Origin of the sequence: Streptomyces albofaciens JCM 4342 (genome assembly GCF_008634025.1) — a bacterium.
GTDB lineage: Bacteria > Actinomycetota > Actinomycetes > Streptomycetales > Streptomycetaceae > Streptomyces > Streptomyces albofaciens.
This window is the reverse complement of record NZ_PDCM01000002.1, coordinates 2804785-2823824: the sequence shown is the minus strand read 5'-3', so window position 1 is coordinate 2823824 and position 19040 is coordinate 2804785. Positions and strand designations below refer to the sequence as shown.

The 19040-nt window shown below is 71.8% G+C and carries 16 protein-coding genes and 2 riboswitches; of the genes, 14 read left to right on the top strand and 2 right to left on the bottom strand.

Features of this window, described 5'->3' with window-relative positions:
- Position 1 precedes the first annotated feature (1 nt).
- A riboswitch (glycine riboswitch) is annotated at positions 2-110 on the bottom strand.
- Positions 111-206: riboswitch (glycine riboswitch) on the bottom strand.
- 251 nt (positions 207-457) lie between these two features.
- Positions 458-1192: an AAA family ATPase gene (locus tag CP973_RS32180; protein WP_150247347.1), complete on the top strand. Its 735-nt coding sequence runs from the start codon at positions 458-460 to the stop codon at positions 1190-1192.
- A gap of 174 nt (positions 1193-1366) precedes the next feature.
- Here CP973_RS32180 and CP973_RS32175 read toward each other — a convergent pair whose 3' ends face one another.
- Positions 1367-2221, bottom strand: a complete 855-nt coding sequence (locus CP973_RS32175) for a PspC-like choline-binding domain-containing protein (protein ID WP_150247346.1) — start codon at positions 2219-2221, stop codon at positions 1367-1369.
- A 184-nt stretch (positions 2222-2405) separates the two neighbouring features.
- On the opposite strand from CP973_RS32175, the gene CP973_RS32170 reads away from it, so the two are divergent.
- The 10 genes from CP973_RS32170 to CP973_RS32125 all read left to right on the top strand — a co-directional run bounded on the left by CP973_RS32170 (position 2406) and on the right by CP973_RS32125 (position 14637).
- Positions 2406-3203, top strand: coding sequence for an enhanced serine sensitivity protein SseB (locus CP973_RS32170; protein ID WP_150247345.1), 798 nt, complete (start codon positions 2406-2408; stop codon positions 3201-3203).
- 170 nt (positions 3204-3373) lie between these two features.
- The gene (locus CP973_RS32165) at positions 3374-4174 is read left to right on the top strand and encodes an enhanced serine sensitivity protein SseB C-terminal domain-containing protein (RefSeq protein WP_150247344.1); all 801 of its coding nucleotides are present in this window, start codon (positions 3374-3376) and stop codon (positions 4172-4174) included.
- Between the two features lie 589 nt (positions 4175-4763).
- Positions 4764-5762, top strand: coding sequence for an ABC transporter permease (locus tag CP973_RS32160; protein ID WP_150247343.1), 999 nt, complete (start codon positions 4764-4766; stop codon positions 5760-5762).
- 69 nt (positions 5763-5831) lie between these two features.
- On the top strand, positions 5832-7580 hold the full coding sequence (locus CP973_RS32155) for an ABC transporter substrate-binding protein (protein WP_150247342.1): 1749 nt from the start codon (positions 5832-5834) through the stop codon (positions 7578-7580).
- A 77-nt stretch (positions 7581-7657) separates the two neighbouring features.
- Positions 7658-8668 (top strand): ABC transporter permease, encoded by a 1011-nt coding sequence (locus CP973_RS32150; RefSeq protein ID WP_150247341.1) that lies wholly within the window; start codon positions 7658-7660, stop codon positions 8666-8668.
- Between the two features lie 92 nt (positions 8669-8760).
- Positions 8761-9891, top strand: coding sequence for an ABC transporter ATP-binding protein (locus tag CP973_RS32145; RefSeq protein ID WP_150250579.1), 1131 nt, complete (start codon positions 8761-8763; stop codon positions 9889-9891).
- The gene (locus CP973_RS32140) at positions 9888-10955 is read left to right on the top strand and encodes an ABC transporter ATP-binding protein (protein WP_150247340.1); all 1068 of its coding nucleotides are present in this window, start codon (positions 9888-9890) and stop codon (positions 10953-10955) included. Before CP973_RS32145 ends, CP973_RS32140 begins: the two co-directional genes overlap by 4 nt.
- 182 nt (positions 10956-11137) lie before the next feature.
- A complete protein-coding gene (locus CP973_RS32135) occupies positions 11138-11938 on the top strand; it encodes a class I SAM-dependent methyltransferase (RefSeq protein WP_167538550.1) in 801 nt (266 codons plus the stop codon).
- A 121-nt stretch (positions 11939-12059) separates the two neighbouring features.
- A complete protein-coding gene (locus tag CP973_RS32130; protein ID WP_150247338.1) occupies positions 12060-13463 on the top strand; it encodes a M1 family metallopeptidase in 1404 nt (467 codons plus the stop codon).
- Between the two features lie 112 nt (positions 13464-13575).
- Positions 13576-14637 (top strand): alpha/beta hydrolase, encoded by a 1062-nt coding sequence (locus CP973_RS32125; RefSeq protein WP_150247337.1) that lies wholly within the window; start codon positions 13576-13578, stop codon positions 14635-14637.
- A 16-nt stretch (positions 14638-14653) separates the two neighbouring features.
- On the opposite strand, the gene CP973_RS32120 is transcribed toward CP973_RS32125, so the two are convergent.
- On the bottom strand, positions 14654-15268 hold the full coding sequence (locus CP973_RS32120; protein ID WP_150247336.1) for a trimeric intracellular cation channel family protein: 615 nt from the start codon (positions 15266-15268) through the stop codon (positions 14654-14656).
- Positions 15269-15407: 139 nt separating this feature from the next.
- Here CP973_RS32120 and CP973_RS32115 point away from each other — a divergent pair, with 139 nt between their 5' ends.
- The 3 genes from CP973_RS32115 to CP973_RS32105 all read left to right on the top strand — a co-directional run bounded on the left by CP973_RS32115 (position 15408) and on the right by CP973_RS32105 (position 19023).
- Positions 15408-16265, top strand: coding sequence for a thioesterase family protein (locus tag CP973_RS32115; protein ID WP_150247335.1), 858 nt, complete (start codon positions 15408-15410; stop codon positions 16263-16265).
- A 75-nt stretch (positions 16266-16340) separates the two neighbouring features.
- Entirely contained in the window at positions 16341-16763 is a 423-nt protein-coding gene (locus CP973_RS32110) for a CU044_2847 family protein (RefSeq protein WP_150247334.1), read from the top strand.
- A 22-nt stretch (positions 16764-16785) separates the two neighbouring features.
- Positions 16786-19023, top strand: coding sequence for a VMAP-C domain-containing protein (locus CP973_RS32105; RefSeq protein ID WP_244410149.1), 2238 nt, complete (start codon positions 16786-16788; stop codon positions 19021-19023).
- Positions 19024-19040 lie beyond the last annotated feature (17 nt).

Sequence of the window (19040 nt, the reverse complement as noted above, 5' to 3'; positions counted from 1 at the left end):
GGTCTCCCCATCTGTCATCGGAACCTGAGAGGTTCACCGGAAGGCCGTCACCGGCCCCGGTTTGCACCTTGGGTGGAGCCACACCACGGCGGCCCGCTTTTCAGATCTGCCTCGCCCGCGCGGTATCGGGGCCTGAGAGATTCAAGGGAGGACTTGCTCCTTCGGCGCCCCGCCGTGGCGGCCGGGGACTCTCCCGCGCGGATTCAAGCGGCCGGTATGCAGTTGGCTGAGCGTGGCACCCGTACGGCGACGCGCGCGCGAAGGCGCGGTCCCGCACTCGGCGGGCACATCATCGCACGGGATCGCCGGATACAGGAGCCCTGGTCGTACCGGTGTTCGCGGGGGTGTCACGACAGTGTCCTGGGACGGTACTGATCGGGGGATTCCCTTGAAGCGCATTACCTTTTCTTGACACTCTGCGGGTACGGGGACGACACCGGACCGGGAGGGGATCACGGTGCACAGGCAGGCGGCGCTCGCGACAAGTCCGGGAGGCGCGCCCCCGGGCCGTGTCCCGGAGCCGACGGGAGCCGTCCCGGAGCCCCGGCGGCTGCCGCTCGGGGTGGTGCGTCCCGGCCGGACGCGGGGCGCGGCGGCGGACGTCGTCGACCTCAGGGGCCGGCCCGACCCGTACGGGACGGCCGAGCTGCACTTCGCGACCGGTGACATCGTGGTGGTCTCCGGCCTGCCGGGCAGCGGCAAGAGCACGCTCATGCTCCGGGTGGTGCCCGCCCTCGACGGGCAGGGCGCCGCCGTGCACCGCGTCGACTCCCAGGACGTGCGGGAGCGCTGGGAACGCGGCAGGCTGCGCCGGCTGCCGTACGCGCTCTACCGGCCGCTGGTCCGCGCCTCCCACTATCTCGGGCTGCGGCGGGCGCTGCGTTCCGGCGGCAGCGTGGTGGTGCACGACTGCGGCACGCTCGCGTGGGTGCGCCGCTGGCTCGCGCGCGAGGCCCGGCGCGGCGGGCGCGGGCTGCACCTGATGCTGCTGGACGTGCCGCCCGAGGTCGCGCTCTCCGGCCAGCGCTCGCGCGGGCGCGGCGTCTCCGGCTACGCCTTCGCCCGGCACCGGCGCGCGGTGCGGCGCCTGACCGCCCGCGCCCGCGCGGCCCGGCTCCCCGCGGGCTTCACCTCGGCCGTCCTGCTGGACCGCCCGGCGGCGGGCGCCCTGCGCCGGATCGGCTTCGAGTGAGGGTCATGCCGGTTTCCTGACGGTATGCCTGCTTTGTTCGGTTGCGCCGGAGTGCTGACGGGCCGTACGGCTGACGGGCCGTACGGAATGTTCCGTACGGCCCGTCAGACCCGTCCTAACCGTGGCATATCTCCCGCATCCGCGCCTCCTCTGGATGCTAGGTGCCGGGCCGATTCAGAGGCCCAGGGCCTTGATGAGCACCGTGGGCAGTGACAGCACCGAGTTGAGCAGCGAGCCGGTGCCCTGCTGCTGCGGGGCCTCGGCGGGCTGCTGCTGGGGCGCTTCCGCGGCGGGCTGCTGCCGGGGTGCTTCCGCTGCGGGCTGCTGCGGTGCGTCGCCGGGGCGCTGCTCCCCGTCGGCGGGCTGCTGCCGCGGTGCCTCGGCCGCGGGCGGCCGCGGGTCGCTGGTCGGCGCCTTCGGCTGGGCGGCGGGCTGCTCGTCCGTCTCGTACTCGTCGGCCGCCTGGCCCGCCGGCTGGGGGATCGGCCGGTTCGCGGGCTGCGCGGCGGGCCCGTCGGCCGGCTGCTGCCGCAGGTCGCCGACCAGCTTGTCCACGCCCAGGATCTTGAAGATGTCCACCACCGACCGGGAGACCGACTCGGTCAGCTGCCCGGTCCTGGTCGCGGGGTCGGTGGGCTCCTCCGGCGACGGGGCCCGACGGCCGGTCAGCTCGTCGATCTTCACGCGCAGGTCCTGCGACACCAGCCCGAGCCGTACGGTGTCGGCGGACGTCGCGCGGTCGGAGTCCTTGTTCAGGATCTCCGCCAGCCGCTGGGCGTCGGCCAGGACCGAGTCCAGCCGGGTCCGCGCGGCCCTGACCTGCACGGAGTGGCCGCGGGCCTCGGCGGACTTCTCGGCCAGCTCGGTCGAGGCGTCCGCCAGCCGGCCGATGTCGTCGACGATGATGCTCTGGTTGCGCTCGTGGGACTTGGGGCCGTCCGAAGCGCTCGCGGGGGCCGTGGCGCCGAGCGCGAGGGCTCCGGCGGCGGCCGCGCTGACGAGGGCGGGGACGGTCCGGTGCGTTGCCATCAGGAGACATGCCTTTCTGTAGGAACGGCAGGGCAAGATCACCCTGGAGCCACCTTCGGAGCGGTGTGCACGGTCCGCAACCGCTCGCGCGCGTTCGGTGGTCATCCGGACGCGTCAGACCGCCGCCCGTCTGGTGGCGTTAGGGTCTTCGACCGAGTAAGAGCGGCGAAGCGGGTGGGTGGACATGGACTTTCCGGAGCAGGGCATTCCGCAGCTGGGGTGGCCCGCCAACGAACTGGAGGAGGTGCTCGCCGCCTCGGTGGGCACGCCCGGCGCGGGCGCCCGCATCATCGAGGTGCTGGGGCGCAGCCGCATATGGGTGCCGCTGCCCAAGGGCGGCGGCCCGGAGAGCGCCGGGATGGGGCGGGCGGGCCTGGACCTGCCCACCGTCGAGATCGACTCGGCCGCCTATGTACCGGTCTTCAGCTCCGAGCAGGAGTTCACGAGGGTGGCCGGGCAGCACATGTCGTACACCGTCGCGCCGGCCGCCGAGTTCGCGCGCGGGCTGCCTCCGCTGATGGGTATAGCGGTCAACCCGGAGGGTACGGTCGGCGTGCCGCTGCCGCCGGATGCGGTGGCCGAACTGTGCCGGACCGACCGCCTCGAACACCCCGGCGCGCCCAGCGGCGCCCGGGTCCGGCTGTTCGAGCCGGACTGGCAGGAGGAGCCGGTGGACTTCCTGGCCGCGGCCGGGCTGGAGTTCTCGGCGACGGGTTTCGTCGTCACCGCGCGCCGCGCGCTGGCCAGCATCGAGGGGGACGCGCCCGCGCTGTTCGTCGGCGTCCAGGTGGACGCCGCGGCCGTCGCGCCGCACGATCCGGCCGTACGCGACGCCGTGACCGGTGCGCTCGGCCGGGCCCTCGGCGGGACGCCGCTGACCTGGCCCGTCCAACTGGTCATGCTGGACCTCGCGCAGGGCGACCCGGTCGCCGACTGGATGCTGGAGCGGGTCCGCCCCTTCTATTCGCGCGAGCACGCGTAGCGGTCGGCGCCCGTGCCGCGGGGACCCGTCCGCCGCCCGTCCGGCCGGGCCGCGTCCGGTGGCCGCAAGCGGCGTGTGCTGATCCGACCGGGGTCCGGACGCAGGCTCTAAGCTGTTGGTGCAACCGGCAGGCGTACCCCACGTGCCTGCCGACAGAAGGGACGGACCACGTGAGCGCGGGTGCGCATCAGGGAGCGGCTGCCGGGCAGGTCGAGCAGATGCTGCAGCAGGTCTCGCCCGGCCGGTACGACGCCTACGAGGCGTTGCTGCAGGCGCTCGCCGCCGGCCAGGTCTGGATGCTGCTCTGGCACGGCCAGCCGGGTTCGCCCGATGCGCAGTACGGCAACATGGAGGTCGACGGGCTCGGCTACGCGCCGTGCGTGACCTCCGCCCCCGAGCTCGCGGCCAGCGGCTGGAACCGCGCCCACGAGGTCGTCTACGGCCGCGACATCGCGGCCACCCTCTTCCCGGACCGCTGGGGCCTGTGGCTGAACCCGCACGCCCCCGGCGGCGGTGTCGGCATCCCGTGGCTGGACCTGCGGCGCATCGCGGGCGGCCTGGACCGGCTGCCTGCCGGACCGCTGCGGATCACCGAACCGGCCATCGAGATCCCGCAGTTCTACGCCCTGCTGGGACAGAACGCGCACCGCACGCCCGCCGTGCGTTCGCTGCGCCGGGCCTGGGTGCAGCCGGCCCTCGGCGCCCCGTACCTGGCCATCGGCCTCGATCTGTACGACACGGGCCAACCGGCCGTGGATGCGGTGCGGTTGATGATCCAGCAGTCCATCGGCGCGGTGCCGGAGGGGCTGCCCGTCTCGACGGTCGCGATGAACGACGAGTACGACCCGGTCGGCATGTGGATGCGGGCCAACGCGCGGCCGTTCTTCGACCGGGACGCCTACGCGGCGGGCCCGGTGCCCGCCCCGGCTCCGGCCCCGGCGTACGGATACGGCTACCCGCGCCCGTACTGATCCCGCACCGCCCCGGACGTACCGCGCCCGTACCGATCCGGAGCGCCGCCCCCGGCGCGTCGCACCCGCCGTGCGCCCCGCTGCCCACCGGCCCACCCGTCCCGGTCCGGCCGGTTTCCCCTGTCTTCCGCCGGTGCCGTCCGGCTCCTGCCGGTTCCTCCCGGTCCGAAATGGCCTGCCGCGCCCGGTAGTTGACCTCCGGACCGGGCCGCGCGACCCGCTCAGTCGCGGTGGATGTCCGTATAACGGAAATCCGTGGTTCACATCACAGTTGCGCATCCATTCCCGGCCAGGGCTGGTGAGTGATCGCGAGTCGGATGAAGACTCCCGCAGCAGAGGGCTTCGGCCCGAGTCGTACGAGAGTTCCATCCGCTCGTCAGTCGCGTGACATTCCGCGGCATCTGCACCATCGGCAACACCTGCAACACCTGTTCCTGCAACGCCCGCACTACCTGCACCAGTTGCTCCAGCTGTTCCAGATTTCTCCCAGTTGCTCCAGATGCTCCATCTGCACCAGTGATGAGAACCAGGCCGCGGACCCGCGGCGCGCATGGGCCGGCGGCGCCGGCCGAGAGGGGTCAAAGGCACCGTGACCGCACCGATCGAGACCACCGGGGCGGCTGCCGAGGCGCAGCCGGAAGCGGTGCTGCAAGGCGTCGAGAGCAAGAAGATCGAGGGCCGCTCGCTCGGGCAGATCGCCTGGCTGCGGTTCAAGCGCGACAAGGTCGCGGTAGCGGGTGCCATCGTTGTCATCCTGCTGATCCTCGTCGCCGCCCTCTCCCGGCCGATCCAGTCCTGGCTGGGCCTGGACCCCAACAGCCCCAACCGGGACCTCATCGACCCCAACACCACCCTGCCCAAGGGCGACTTCGGCGGCATGAGCTGGGACCATCCGTTCGGCGTGGACCCCAAGTTCGGCCGCGACCTGTTCGCGCGGGTGCTGGAGGGCTCCTGGGTCTCGCTGATCGTGGCGTTCGGCGCGACGCTGCTGTCGGTGGCCATCGGCACCGTGCTCGGTGTGGTGGCCGGCTTCTACCGGGGCCGGGTGGACGCGCTGATCAGCCGGCTGATGGACGTCTTCCTGGCCTTCCCGCTGCTGCTGTTCGCCATCGCCATCTCCGCCTCGCTCCAGGGCGGCGCCTTCGGGCTCGAAGGGCTGCCGCTGCACATCTCGGTCCTGATCTTCGTGATCGGTTTCTTCAACTGGCCGTACATGGGCCGGATCGTGCGGGCCCAGACGCTGTCGCTGCGCGAGCGGGAGTTCGTGGACGCGGCCCGCGGCATGGGCGCCCGCGGCCCGTTCATCCTCTTCCGGGAGCTGCTGCCGAACCTGGTGGGCCCGATCATCGTCTACTCGACGCTGCTGATCCCCTCCAACATCCTCTTCGAGGCGGCGCTGAGCTTCCTGGGCGTCGGCATCCAGCCGCCCCAGGCGTCCTGGGGCGGCATGCTCAACCAGGCGGTCAAGTACTACGAGGTCGACCCCCAGTACATGATCGTCCCCGGTCTCGCGATCTTCATCACCGTGCTGGCGTTCAACCTCCTCGGTGACGGCCTCAGGGACGCGCTCGACCCGCGCAGCCGCTGATCCGGCCGGGCGCGTCCGCCCGGCAGGCCCCACCCAAGTTTCCGACCAACGAAGGGGAAACCGACCATTATGCGAAGGTCAGTCCCGGTCGCGGCGATCGCGGCCCTCACCAGCGCGGGCCTCCTGCTGTCCGGCTGCAGCGGCAAGAGCTCGGGCGGCGGCTCCTCGGAGGCGAACGCCGCCACCAAGGGCATCGTCAACGCCTCGGACGAGAAGGGCGGCACGCTCACCTACGCGATGAGCGACGCCCCGGAGTCCTACGACCCGGGCAACACGTACTACGCGTACGTCTGGAACTTCAGCCGTCTGTACGCGCGCCCGCTCACCACCTTCAAGCCGGGCCCGGGCCCCAAGGGCAACACGCTGACCGCCGACCTGGCGGAGTCGCTGGGCAAGTCCAGCGACGGCAACAAGACCTGGACGTACAAGATCCGCAAGGGGCTCAAGTACTCCGACGGCACCCCGATCACGTCCAAGGACGTCAAGTACGCGGTGGAACGCAGCAACTTCGCGCGCGACATCCTCTCGCTCGGCCCGAACTACTTCCAGACGTACCTCAAGGACAACGAGGGCGGCTACAAGGGCCCGTACAAGGACAAGAGCGAGGAGGGCCTGAAGTCCATCGAGACACCGGACGACCAGACCATCGTCTTCCACCTCAAACAGGCCTTCGCCGAGTTCGACTACCTGGTCAGCGCGCCGCAGACGGCTCCGGTGCCGCGGGCGAAGGACAAGGGCGCGGACTACACCAAGAACATCGTCTCGTCCGGCAGTTACAAGTTCGACACCTACGAGGAGGGCAAGCAGGTCGTCCTCTCCCGCAACCCGCACTGGTCGGCGGCGACCGACCCGCTGCGCAAGCAGCTGCCGGACAAGATCGTGCTGAAGATGAAGGTCGCCCAGTCCACGATCGACAAGGACCTGAAGGCGGGCAACACCCACATCGACATGGCCGGCCGCGGTGTGGACGCGCAGACTCAGGCCCAGCTCCTGACCGACCCGAAGGAGAAGGGCAACACCGACAACGCGCTCGGCCAGCGCCTGTCCTACGTGGCGATCAACCCCAAGGTCGCGCCGTTCGACAAGATCGAGTGCCGCAAGGCCGTGCAGTACGCGATCGACAAGAAGGCCGTGCAGACCGCGCTCGGCGGGCCGGTCCGCGGTGAGATCGCCTCCACCGTGCTGCCCAGCGACCTCGCCGGGTACCAGAAGTTCGACCTGTACCCGCAGAAGTACAACGGTGAGAACCTCGACCTGACCGAGGCCAAGAAGCAGTGGCAGGCGTGCGGCGCCGGCAATGTGAGCACCGCCATCACCGCCCGCAGCGACCGTCAGGACGAGGTGGACGCGGCCACCGCGGTCATCAACTCGCTGAAGAAGATCGGCATCAACGCCAAGATCCAGACCTACCCGAGCGGCAAGTACTTCTCGGACTACGCGGGCGTGCCGGAGTTCACCAAGAAGAACAACATCGGCCTGATGATGATGCAGTGGGGCTCGGACTACCCGACCGGCTTCGGCTACCTGAACCAGATCGTCAACGGCAAGGCGATCCAGAAGTCCGGCAACTCCAACCTCTCCGAACTGGACGACCCGGCCATCAACAAGCTGCTCGACGATGCCATCGCCACCAGCGACAAGGCGCAGCGGGAGAAGGACTACGCGGAGGTCGACAAGAAGACGATGGAGCAGTCCGTCATCGTCCCGCTGACCTACTTCAAGATCCTGCTGTACCGCTCGCCGAAGGCCACCAACCTGGTGTCCACCTCCGCCTACAGCGGTGAGTACGACTACCTCAACATCGGCGTCAAGAAGTAGCAAGCCCGAAAGGCAGGTGAAGGCAAGGGCTTCCGCGGGCCGGCCGGGCCGGCCCGCGGTGCCGACGCCGCAGTCCCGTGTTCGCGTACATCATCCGCAGGTTGATCAGCGCCGTGATTCTGCTGCTGATCGTCAGCGCGGTCACCTTCGGCATCTTCTTCGTGCTGCCGAAGCTGGCCGGACAGACCGGCGACCAGTTGGCCGCGCAGTACATCGGAAAGGCCCCGTCGGCCGCGGACATCGCCGCGGTGAAGAAGAACCTCGGCTTGGACAAGCCGGTCTTCGTACAGTACTGGGACTTCCTCAAGGGCATCTTCGTCGGGATCGACTACAAGTTCGGTCCGGACGCCGCCACATGCAACGTGCCGTGCTTCGGCTACTCCTTCAAGACCCACCTGGAGGTCTGGCCGGAGATCCAGTCCCGGCTCCCGGTGACCGTCTCGCTCGCCGCCGGCGCGGCCGTGGTGTGGCTGGTCTCCGGCGTCGCCACCGGCGTGCTCTCCGCGCTGCGCCCCGGGTCGGTCTTCGACCGGATGGCGATGGGCGTCGCGCTGGCCGGCGTCTCGCTGCCCATGTTCTTCACCGGCGCGCTGGCGCTGGCCCTCTTCACCTACCAGTGGCCGATCTTCGAGCGCAGCGACTACGTGCCGCTCTTCGAGGACCCGTTCCTGTGGGCGCAGACGCTGGTGCTGCCCTGGGTCACGCTGGCCTTCCTCTACTCCGCCCTCTATGCCCGCCTGACGAGAGCGAGCATGCTGGAGACGCTGAGCGAGGACTACATCCGTACCGCGCGCGCCAAGGGGCTGGGCGAGCGCAAGGTCGTGGTGCGCCACGGTCTGCGCGCGGCCCTCACCCCGATCGTCACGGTCTTCGGCATGGACGTCGGCCTGCTGCTCGGCGGCGCGCTGATCACCGAACAGGTCTTCTCCCTCAAGGGCGTCGGCGCGTTCGCCGTCGAGGCGATCAACGCCAACGACCTGCCGAACATCCTCGGCGTCACCTTGCTCGCCGCGTTCTTCATCGTCATTTGCAACCTGGTGGTGGACGTTCTGTACGCCGCCGTCGACCCGCGGGTGAGGCTGTCGTGACCGACTTCCCGGATTCCACCGCCGGCCACCGCGCCGGACCCTCCGCACCGGACACCGGCGCCGACGGGCCGCCGCCCGCCGCCCCCTCCGACCTGACCGGGACCGGTGCCGCGGTCGGCGAACCGGCCCCGGCGGGGTCCCGGGCGCCCACCGCCTTCCTCGAAGTGCGCGACCTGAAGGTGCACTTCCCCACCGACGACGGCATCGTGAAGTCCGTGGACGGCCTGTCCTTCACCCTGGAGAAGGGCCGCACCCTCGGCATCGTCGGCGAGTCCGGTTCCGGCAAGTCCGTCACCTCGCTCGCGATCATGGGCCTGCACCGGGCCTCCCGGCAGCAGCGCAGCAAGGTGGACATGTCCGGCGAGATCTGGCTGGACGGCAAGGAACTGGTCGGTGCCGACCCGGACGAGGTGCGCCGGCTGCGCGGCCGCGAGATGGCGATGATCTTCCAGGACCCGCTGTCCGCGCTGCACCCGTACTACACGGTCGGCAGGCAGATCGTGGAGGCCTACCGGGTCCACCACGACGTGGACAAGAAGACCGCGCGCAAGCGGGCGGTCGAGATGCTGGACCGGGTCGGCATCCCGCAGCCCGACAAGCGGGTGGACGACCACCCGCACCAGTTCTCCGGCGGCATGCGCCAGCGCGCGATGATCGCCATGGCGCTGGTCAACAACCCCGAGCTGCTGATCGCGGACGAGCCGACCACCGCCCTGGACGTGACCGTACAGGCGCAGATCCTGGACCTGATCCGCGACCTCCAGAAGGAGTTCGGCTCCGCGGTGATCATCATCACCCACGACCTGGGCGTGGTCGCCGAGCTGGCGGACCAGCTGCTGGTGATGTACGGCGGCCGGTGCGTCGAGCGCGGTCCGGCCGAGAAGGTCTTCTCCGAGCCGCAGCACCCGTACACCTGGGGCCTGCTGGGGTCGATGCCGCGCATCGACCGGGAGGAGACCGACCGCCTGATCCCGGTCAAGGGATCGCCGCCCAGCCTGATCAACGTCCCGTCCGGCTGCGCCTTCAACCCCCGCTGCCCGTACGCGGACGTCCCCGAGGACAACCTGACCCGCACGGTCCGCCCCGAACTGCGCCAGGTCGACGACGGGGGCACCCCCGCCGATGAGGGCGAAGCCGGCGGGGGAGGCCACTTCGCCGCGTGCCACATGGCGCCCGAACAGCGGGCGCGGATCTGGACCGAAGAGATTGCGCCGAAGCTGTGACCGAGACTGAAGAGACCGGCGTCGCGGCCGGCACGACGGACGAGAGCGCCGCGCCGCTGCTGCGGGTGCGCGGCCTGGTACGGCACTTCCCGATCACCAAGGGCCTGCTCAAGCGGCAGGTGGGCGCGGTGCAGGCGGTCGACGGCATCGACTTCGACGTACGGCCGGGGGAGACCCTGGGCGTGGTCGGCGAGTCCGGCTGCGGCAAGTCGACGATGGGCCGGCTGATCACCCGGCTGGACGAGCCGACCGGCGGCACCATCGAGTTCGAGGGGAAGGACATCACCCATCTGCCGCCGGGCAAGCTGCGCCCGATGCGCCGCGACGTACAGATGATCTTCCAGGACCCGTACGGATCGCTGAACCCGCGGCACACCATCGGCGGCATCGTCGGCACCCCCTTCCGCCTCCAGGGCGTCGAGCCCGAGGGCGGCGTGAAGAAGGAGGTGCAGCGGCTGCTGGAGCTGGTGGGGCTGAGCCCGGAGCACTACAACCGCTACCCGCACGAGTTCTCCGGCGGCCAGCGGCAGCGCATCGGCATCGCGCGGGCGCTGGCCCTCAAGCCCAAGCTGGTCGTCGCCGACGAGCCGGTCTCCGCGCTGGACGTCTCCATCCAGGCGCAGGTCGTCAACCTCATGGACGACCTCCAGGACGAACTGGGCCTGACCTACGTCATCATCGCCCACGACCTTTCCGTCATCCGGCACGTCTCGGACCGGATCGCGGTGATGTACCTCGGCAAGATCGTGGAGCTGGCCGACCGGAAGTCGCTGTACCGGGCGCCGATGCACCCGTACACGAAGGCACTGCTGTCCGCCGTGCCGGTGCCCGACCCCAAGCGGCGCACCCAGCGCGACCGCATCCTGCTCAAGGGCGACGTGCCCTCGCCGATCGACCCGCCCTCCGGATGCCGGTTCCGTACCCGCTGCTGGAAGGCGACCGAGGTGTGCGCGACCACCGAGCCGCCGCTGGTGGCGCTCCGCACGGGCCACGAGGTGGCCTGCCACCACCCGGAGAACGCGCCGGACGGCGTACGGGACGGCGAGCCCGCGAAGACCGCCTGAGGCGGCGCGGCAGGTGCCGGAAGGCCGGTGCGGGGCGGTACGGAACCGCCGCCCCGCGCCGGCCTTCCGGCGTTCCCGTACCGGCCTTGACCGGCGGGTTTGCCGACCATAGATTCGAGCGCGCCCCGGCGGCGCACGGCCGCCCGCGGCCGCTTGCGGCCGCCCCAGGAGAGGTGGATCCTTTGCCCGCGCAGCCCGAAGGCCCGGCCCCCGACCCCGCGCTGACCGCGTACGAGGCGGTCGCGGCGGACTACGACACCATCGTCGAGGACCCGTACCTGCTGCGCTGGGTCACCTTCTACGGCAAGCTCGTCGACCGGTACGGTTCCGGCGGCCCCCGGCTGCTGGACGCGGGGTGCGGCACCGGGCGCGGCACCCTCGCCCTGCGCGACCGCCTCGGATTCACGGTCACCGGCTGCGACCTCTCACCCGAGATGATCGAGGTGGCGCGCGCCAAGCCGGCGGCGGCCGGGGTGCCGTTCCACGTCGCCGACCTGCGGGACATGCCGGACCTCGGCGCCTTCGACGTCGTCACGTGCATGGGCGAGCCGCTGGCCTACCTGGCCGGCGAGCAACTGGCCACCGCCTTCGCGGGGCTGGGCCGGCAGCTGGCGGACGGCGGCGTGCTCGTCTTCGACATGACCACGCTGGGCAGCTTCCGGCGCGACTACGCGGTGACGAAGGTGGTGGACCGGGACGGCCGGTTCGACGTGTGGCGCGGCGGGCCCGTACCGGTCGAACCGGACACCGTCGTGGACGTCACCCACGACTACTTCGCGCGCACCGGCGAGGACACCTGGCGCCGGGTCTCCTCCCGGCACCGCTACCACCACCACTCCGACGCCACGGTGCGCCGGCAGCTGGCCGCGGCCGGGCTGCGGATGGTCGCGGCGCACGGTGTGGAGGGCCGCAAGCTCACCGACGCACCGGACGAGGACGCCTGCCGGAAGATCCTCTACGTGGCCGGAAAGCAGTCCGAGTGAAACGTCAACTGTTCACCCGGGCATGACGGGTTGGCAAAGTCCGGCGTGAAAAGCGACAGAAGAGTGCAGAGTCGGCGCGGTTGTGCATCGGACGACATCCGTGTGTTCGAAGGGACGGCTCATGGCACTCTCCCGTTCAGCACGTCGCTCCGCCCGTCTGCTCCCCCTCGCCACCGCGGTGGCCGCGGCCTTCACCCTGGCCGCCGCCCCCGCCGCCTCGCCCGGCGCCCCGGGCGTCGGCGACCCGTACTTCCCCAGCCTCGGCAACGGTGGCTTCGACGCCCTGCACTACGACCTCGGCGTCAGCTACGAGCCCGCCACCGGCCGCCTCGACGGCCGCACCGAACTGACCGCCCGCGCCACCCAGGACCTCACCTCCTTCGACCTCGACCTCCAGAAACTGGAGGTCACCTCGATCGAGGTGGACGGCAGACGCGCGCGGTTCACCCGCTCCGGCGATGAGATCGTCATCACGCCCGAGCACCCTCTCGAAGAGGGCGAGCGCTTCACCGTCGAGGTCGTCTACGGCGGCGTGCCGCTGCCGCTCAGCGGCCCCATCGTCTTCGGCTCCGACTACGGCTGGATGAAGACCGACGACGGGGTCTTCGTCGCCTGCGAGCCCAACGCCGCGTCCACCTGGTTCCCCTCCAGCGACCACCCGGGCGACAAGGCCACGTACGACATCCGCATCGACGCGCCCGAGGGCCTGACCGGTGTCTCCAACGGGCGGCTGGTGGACGCGTGGGACGAGGACGGGCGCTCGTATTTCCACTGGCGCGAGCGCAAGCCGATGGCCACGTACCTGGCGACCGCCACGATCGGCAGGTTCGACGTCCGTACCGGCACCACCCCCGGCGGCATCCCGATCTACGTCGCCACCGACCCCACGCTGCCCACCGGCACCGTCGACGTCTACGGCATCACCGCCGCGGTGACCGACCACTGGTCGAAGGTCTTCGGCCCGTACCCCTTCGAGGAGACCGGCGCGATCGTCGACGACATGCCGCGGGCGGGCTTCTCCCTGGAGACCCAGAGCAAGCCGATCTACTCGGCCGTCCGCAACGAGACGACCATCGTGCACGAGATCGCCCACCAGTGGTTCGGCGACTCGGTGACACCGCGCGACTGGCGGCACATCTGGCTCAACGAGGGCTTCGCCTCGTACGCGCAGTGGCTGTGGGACGAGCACAAGGGCACCCGCACCGCGCACGACGCCTTCCGCGCGGCCTATGCGGCCCGGCCCGCCGGGTCCGACTTCTGGAAGGTCAGGATCGGCGACCCGCAGCGGGACACCATGCTCGCGCAGGCGGTCTACACGCGCGGTGCGATGACGCTCCAGGTGCTCCGCGAGCGGATCGGTGACCGGGCGTTCTTCCGGCTGCTGCCGGCCTGGACGCAGCAGCACCGTTACGGGAACGCGGACACCCGGCAGTTCGTCGCGCTGGCGGAGAAGATCTCCGGACAGCGGCTCGGCGGCCTCTTCCACACCTGGCTCGACACGACCGGCAAGCCGGCCCTGCCCTGACCCACCGGTGCCCCGGGGCGGGAACGGTGCGGCACACCGCCCCGCCCCCGGGCCACGGCGTGCCCTGTCCCGTACCGTTGATGCAGGTACGAGCGGTGGAAGGGGACGCCGAATGAGCCTGACCGGAACCCCGTTCTTCGTGGTGCTGCTGATCGTGACCGTCCTCGCGGTCCTCGCCACGCTGGTGCTGTGGGGCCGGGTCCGCGGGCCGGAGCCGGTGCGCTGGCTGGCCCGCGTCCTGTTGATCGGACTGTGTCAGCTCACCGCCATCTGCGTCGTCGCGGTGGCCATCAACAACAGCTACGGCCTGTACGCCTCCTGGGACGACCTGCTGGGCACCGAGCAGGACGCGGTGGCGATGCCCGGACCGCCGGTCGCCCGCGCCAAGTTCAACGAGGGCCCGAACGGCATCAAGGACACCTATTTCCGCGGCGCGAAGTCCCACCTGTCCGGGCAGGTGATGGTCTGGACGCCGCCGCAGTACGACGACCCGGCGTACCGGAAGACCAGGTTCCCGGTCGTGATGCTGTTGCACGGCGTGCCGGGCTCCCCGCAGTCCTGGCTCGAACAGGGCGGCATGCCCGGCGACCTCCAGCAGCTCGTCGAGGGCAACGCGGCGCACCCCTTCATCCTCGCCATGCCCGTCGTCAACCCGGGCAGCGTGGACACGGACTGCACCGACGTCCCGAACCACAAGACGGCCACCTGGCTCGCGAACGACGTCACGGACCTGATCAGCAACCACTTCCGCACCGCGCCCGGAGCCAAGAACTGGGGCCTGCTGGGCTTCTCGACCGGCGGGTTCTGCGCGGCCAAGCTGCCGTTGCAGTATCCGAAGAAGTTCGGCGCGGGCGTGGCCTTCGACCCCGACCCGCTGACCGGCGACCCGGACGTGCTCACCGACCCGGCGCTGCGTCAGCGCAACAGCCCGCAGTGGCTGGTCCGCCACGCCAGGGCGGACGTCGGTCTGTTCCTGGCCACCTCGGCCCAGGACCCGATCAGCCCGCCCGCCAACATCGAACGCCTCAAGAAGGCCGCCGAGGGCACCCCCACCCGGGTCAGGACGCTGGTGCTGCCGACCGGGGGGCACAACTACGGGACGTGGACGCGGATGTACCCGGCGGCGTTCGGGTGGCTGAGCCAGGAGCTGGAGACGCCGCGGCCGTCGGCGTAGCGAGGCGCCGGAACGGTTACCGCGGCTTCAGCTGTTGCGGCCGGGGCAGGTGGAAGCCGAAGTAGACCGCCGCCATGCGCAGCGCGAAGACCAGGCCGGCCGAGACCACGGCGGCCACGTCCGCGCGGACGTGGAGGTGGTGGAGGCCCAGGTAGGAGGCGGCGCCCGCGAGGGCGGCGATGGCGTAGACGTCCTCGCGCAGCAGGAGGGGCGGGAATTCCCCGCACAGCACGTCGCGGATGACCTCGCCGACCACGCCGCTCATCACCGCGAGGATGAGCACCGCCAGCGGGGTCGCGCCCGCGGCGATGGCGGCGCGGGCGGCGATGACGGTGACGACGGAGAGCCCGACCGCGTCCACGACGAGCAGGGATTTGCGGGGGAGCTGCCAGTAGCGCAGGTAGACGATGGTGCCCACGCTGACGCAGATGATCAGTGTGAGCAGGACCCAGTCGTGGGTCCAGTAGAGCGGGTGGTCGTCGAGGATCAGGCTGCGCAGGGTGCCGCCGGCGGTGGCGGCGGCGAACGCCAGCACCAGACCGCCGAACGGGTCCATGTTGGCGCGGTACGCGGCCAGCACCCCGCTCGCGGCGAAGGCCGCGATGCCGACCAGGTAGAGCACGTGAAGCATGGGGGCATGATCTCAGGCCGTCGGGCCGGGCCGCGCGGCCGCGGTGGTCCGGCCGGTCCGGCGGGGCCGCCCGCGGGGCCCGGACGTTGAAGGAAAAAGGGTCTACCGGTCAGTAACAAATCCGTGTAGCGTGCCGCGCATGGCACAGGTGACCATAGGTAACAGCGAATTCGACCGCGACACGGCGGTCGTCCGCCGGGCCCCCGGGCACTACGAGGCCCAGCTCTCGGCCGGCTGGACGATCATCCACGCGGTCAACGGCGGCTACCTGCTCGCCCTCATGGGCCGGGCCCTGGGCGACGCCCTGCCGCACCCCCACCCCTTCTCGGTCACCGCGCACTACCTGACCGCCTCCGTCCCCGGCCCGGCCGTCATCCGCACCGAGACCGTGCGCACCGGCCGCACCATGTCCACCGGCACCGCCGTCCTCGTCCAGTTCGAGGAGGACGGCACCGAGGTGGAGCGGCTGCGGGTGCTCGCCGCGTACGGCGACCTCGACGCGCTCGACGACGACGTACGCACCACCGCCAAGCCGCCGGCCATCCCGCCCTACGAGCACTGCCTCGGCACCGACAGCGCCCCCGAGGGGCAGTCGCCCATCCCCGGCAGCACCGCCATCACCGACCGGCTCACCATCCGGCTGGACCCGGCGACCTGCGGCTGGGCCGTCGGCGCGCCCTCCGGGAACGGCGAGATGCGCGGCTGGTTCGGGCTCGCCGACGGCCGCGACCCCGACCCGCTCTCGCTGCTGCTGACGGTCGACGCGCTGCCGCCCACCGCCTTCGAACTCGGCCTGACCGGCTGGGTCCCCACCGTCGAGCTGACCACCCACATCCGCTGCCGCCCGGCCCCGGGACCGCTGCGCGTCGCCATCACCACCCGCAACCTGGCGGGCGGCTTCCTGGAGGAGGACGCGGAGGTCTGGGACAGCGCGGACCGCCTCGTCGCCCAGTCCCGCCAGCTCGCCCGCGCGCCGAGGCCCGCCGCGGCGGCCTGAGCGCCGGTGGCGCCCGCGCGAACCGCCTGTTTCAAAGGGGGCGCGTCGGCCCCGGTGACGTGCCAGACTGATCACATGGGGGACATGCCACTGCCACTGAGCATCGACGAAGACACGGTCATCTGGCTGCACTTGACACCGACCGGCGCGGGCGGCCCGGTGCTGCCCGACGGGGCGCCCGCCGGGAAGGACGACGACGGGGAGCTGGAGCTGCCCGACGGCTACGGCCACGCCCGGCCGGTCAGCGTGGACGGCCGGGTCGCCCGGGCGCTGACCCGGGGCGGCGAGGCGCTGGAGGGCGCGCTGCGCCCGCTCGGCTCCGTCCTGGGCAGCATCCACCGCTCGCTCGCCGACGGCGATCACCGGCCGGACGAGGTCACGGTGGAGTTCGGGGTCACCCTCGGCTCGGACCTGAGCCTGGGGGTCTTCTCCGGCAACGGCGAGGCCAGCTTCAAGGTCTCCGCCACCTGGAACCTCGGCAGCGGCAGTACGACCTGAGGGCGGCGTGGTGGTGTCCGGCGTGGATCAGCCGCTGTACCGCTCCTTCGTCTCGGTCCGCGACGACGGACGGGCCGTCGGCGCGGGCGTGCTGGTCAGCGACGACCTCGTACTGACCTGCGCGCATGTCGTCAACAGCGCGCTCGGCCGGGACCGCTACGAACAGGCGCTGCCGGGGCCGGGCCGCACCGTCCGCGTCCGGCTGCCGCACGTCGCGCCCGACCGTGAACTGACCGCCCAGGTCGAGCCCGGCCTGTGGAGCCCGCCGCGCGCGCCGGGCGGGAGCGGGCCCGTGCCGCCCGGCGCACTGCTCTACCACGGCGACCTGGCCGTGCTCCGGCTGCCGGGGCCCGCGCCCGCCGGCGCCGAACCGGCCCCCTTCCTCCCGCACGCCTACGGCAACGAGGTCATCGCCCTGTGGGCCAGCGGCCATCCGCTGCCCACCGTGCGCGCGGTGCCCCGGGCCTCCGCGCCGCCCTGGGTGACGCTCGACGTGGTCGGCGGCACGGAGGTCAAGGAGGGGTTCAGCGGCGGTCCGCTGTGGGACCGCGAACGCCAGGCCGTCGTCGGCATCGTCGTCGCCGACCTCCAGGCCGCGTCCGGCGCGCGCCCGGCGGGCCGGTCCCCGGCCGCGGCCACGCTGTACGCGATCAGCGTCCCCGCCGTCGAGGCCGAACTGACCGAGTTGCCGCCGCCCGTGGTGCCCACCGCCCGGCGCGGCGTCCAGCAGCTGCTGGCCGTCCTGGAGACCGTCCTGACCACCCCGGACCTGGTCCGCCGCTGCGAGGAACTGCTCGCCTCCCGGCTGGGGCGCCCGTCCCGCGGCCTCGGCGCCGACCTCGACCGGCTGGTCGGCCTGGCCGTGGGCGTCCGGCGCGGAGTGCCCGAACTGCTCCAGGCCGTACGGGAGGTGGCGCCGGACGGCAGCGGCCCGCAGTGGGAGCGGCTGCGCAAGGTGGCCCGCACGGTCAGCCCCGGCGAGTGCCTGACCCACGGCCAGCGGCGCGGCCTGACCGGCCTGCTGGCGCAGTGCGTCCGCACGGACCCCCGCGCGCTGCTGGACACCGTCCTGCCGCACGCCATCGAACTGCCCGCGGTGACCGGCCTGGCCGACGCCGTCGACGTCCTGGAGGGGTACGAGGCCCCGGGCGACCAGCTGATGCCGCCGCTGCTCCAGGGCGTGGTGCGCATCGGCGTGGCGGAGAGCGAGACGGGCCCGGACCTGGCCGAGGACCTGGCGGCCTGGGCGCAGCGCGCCGCCGCACGGCTCGGGGTGGACCTGGCCGCCGTACGGCAGTACACGGCCGATGTGCGGGACCAGCACACCGAGCGCGCGCGGGCCGTCGCGGCGGAGCACCGGGCCGCCGTCTGCGGCCATCACGAGCGGCGGCCGGGCGGCTGGGCGGGGATCGGCGACGGCACCGTGACCATGACACCCCGGCCGAACCGCACGGCCCCGGCCGCGCGCCACAACGGCACCCGGCTGTCGAAAGTGCCCCGCGTCCAGGTCGAACTGCTGCCCGCCGCCAACGGACAGCACTACACGTACCAGGTCTGGGCCTGGAGCGGCGGCGACGCCCCGCACGTCCTCGTCCTCGCCCAGGACGCGGAGGTGACCAGCGAACAGGTCGTGGACGACATCCACCGCGTCCTGGTCAACGAGATCCGCGAGGACCCCGAGCCCGCCCTCGTCGAGTTCTTCCTGCCCGCCGCCTGGCTCGGCCTGCCGGTGGACCGCTGGGAGTCCTTCGACAGCGACGAGGACGGCCCCTTCGAACTGGGTTTCACCCGCCGGGTGGTGATCCGCACCGCCCGGCGCTCCCCCGCGAGCTACGCCGGGTGGAAGCGGCGCACCGCCGCCCTGGACGGCGCCCGCAGCCTGGTGCTGGGCCACGACTGCACCGACCGCAAGGTGGCCCGCGCCCGGCTGGAGATGCAGCCCGAGGTGGGCACGGTCATCGTGTGCTGCGAACCGCGCCACCACGGGACGCTGCTGCGCCAGTGCGTCCAGGCGGGCGTCCACACCGTCCTGTGGCACCGCGAGGAGCACGGCGAGGGGGTCGCCGCCGGCCTGCTCGAACTGGTCAGGGGCGGGCACCACACCCAGCTGCCCGAGACCGTACGCCTGGAGCGGGCCAAGGCGGTCGCCGAGGCCGCCTCGACGCACCACCGGGGACGCCAGCTGTCCCTGATGTACGACGCGCCCGACCACCGGCCACCCCAACTGGCCCCGGACGCCTGGGTCCTGACCCAGCCGTGACGCAGCAAGCGAGCAAG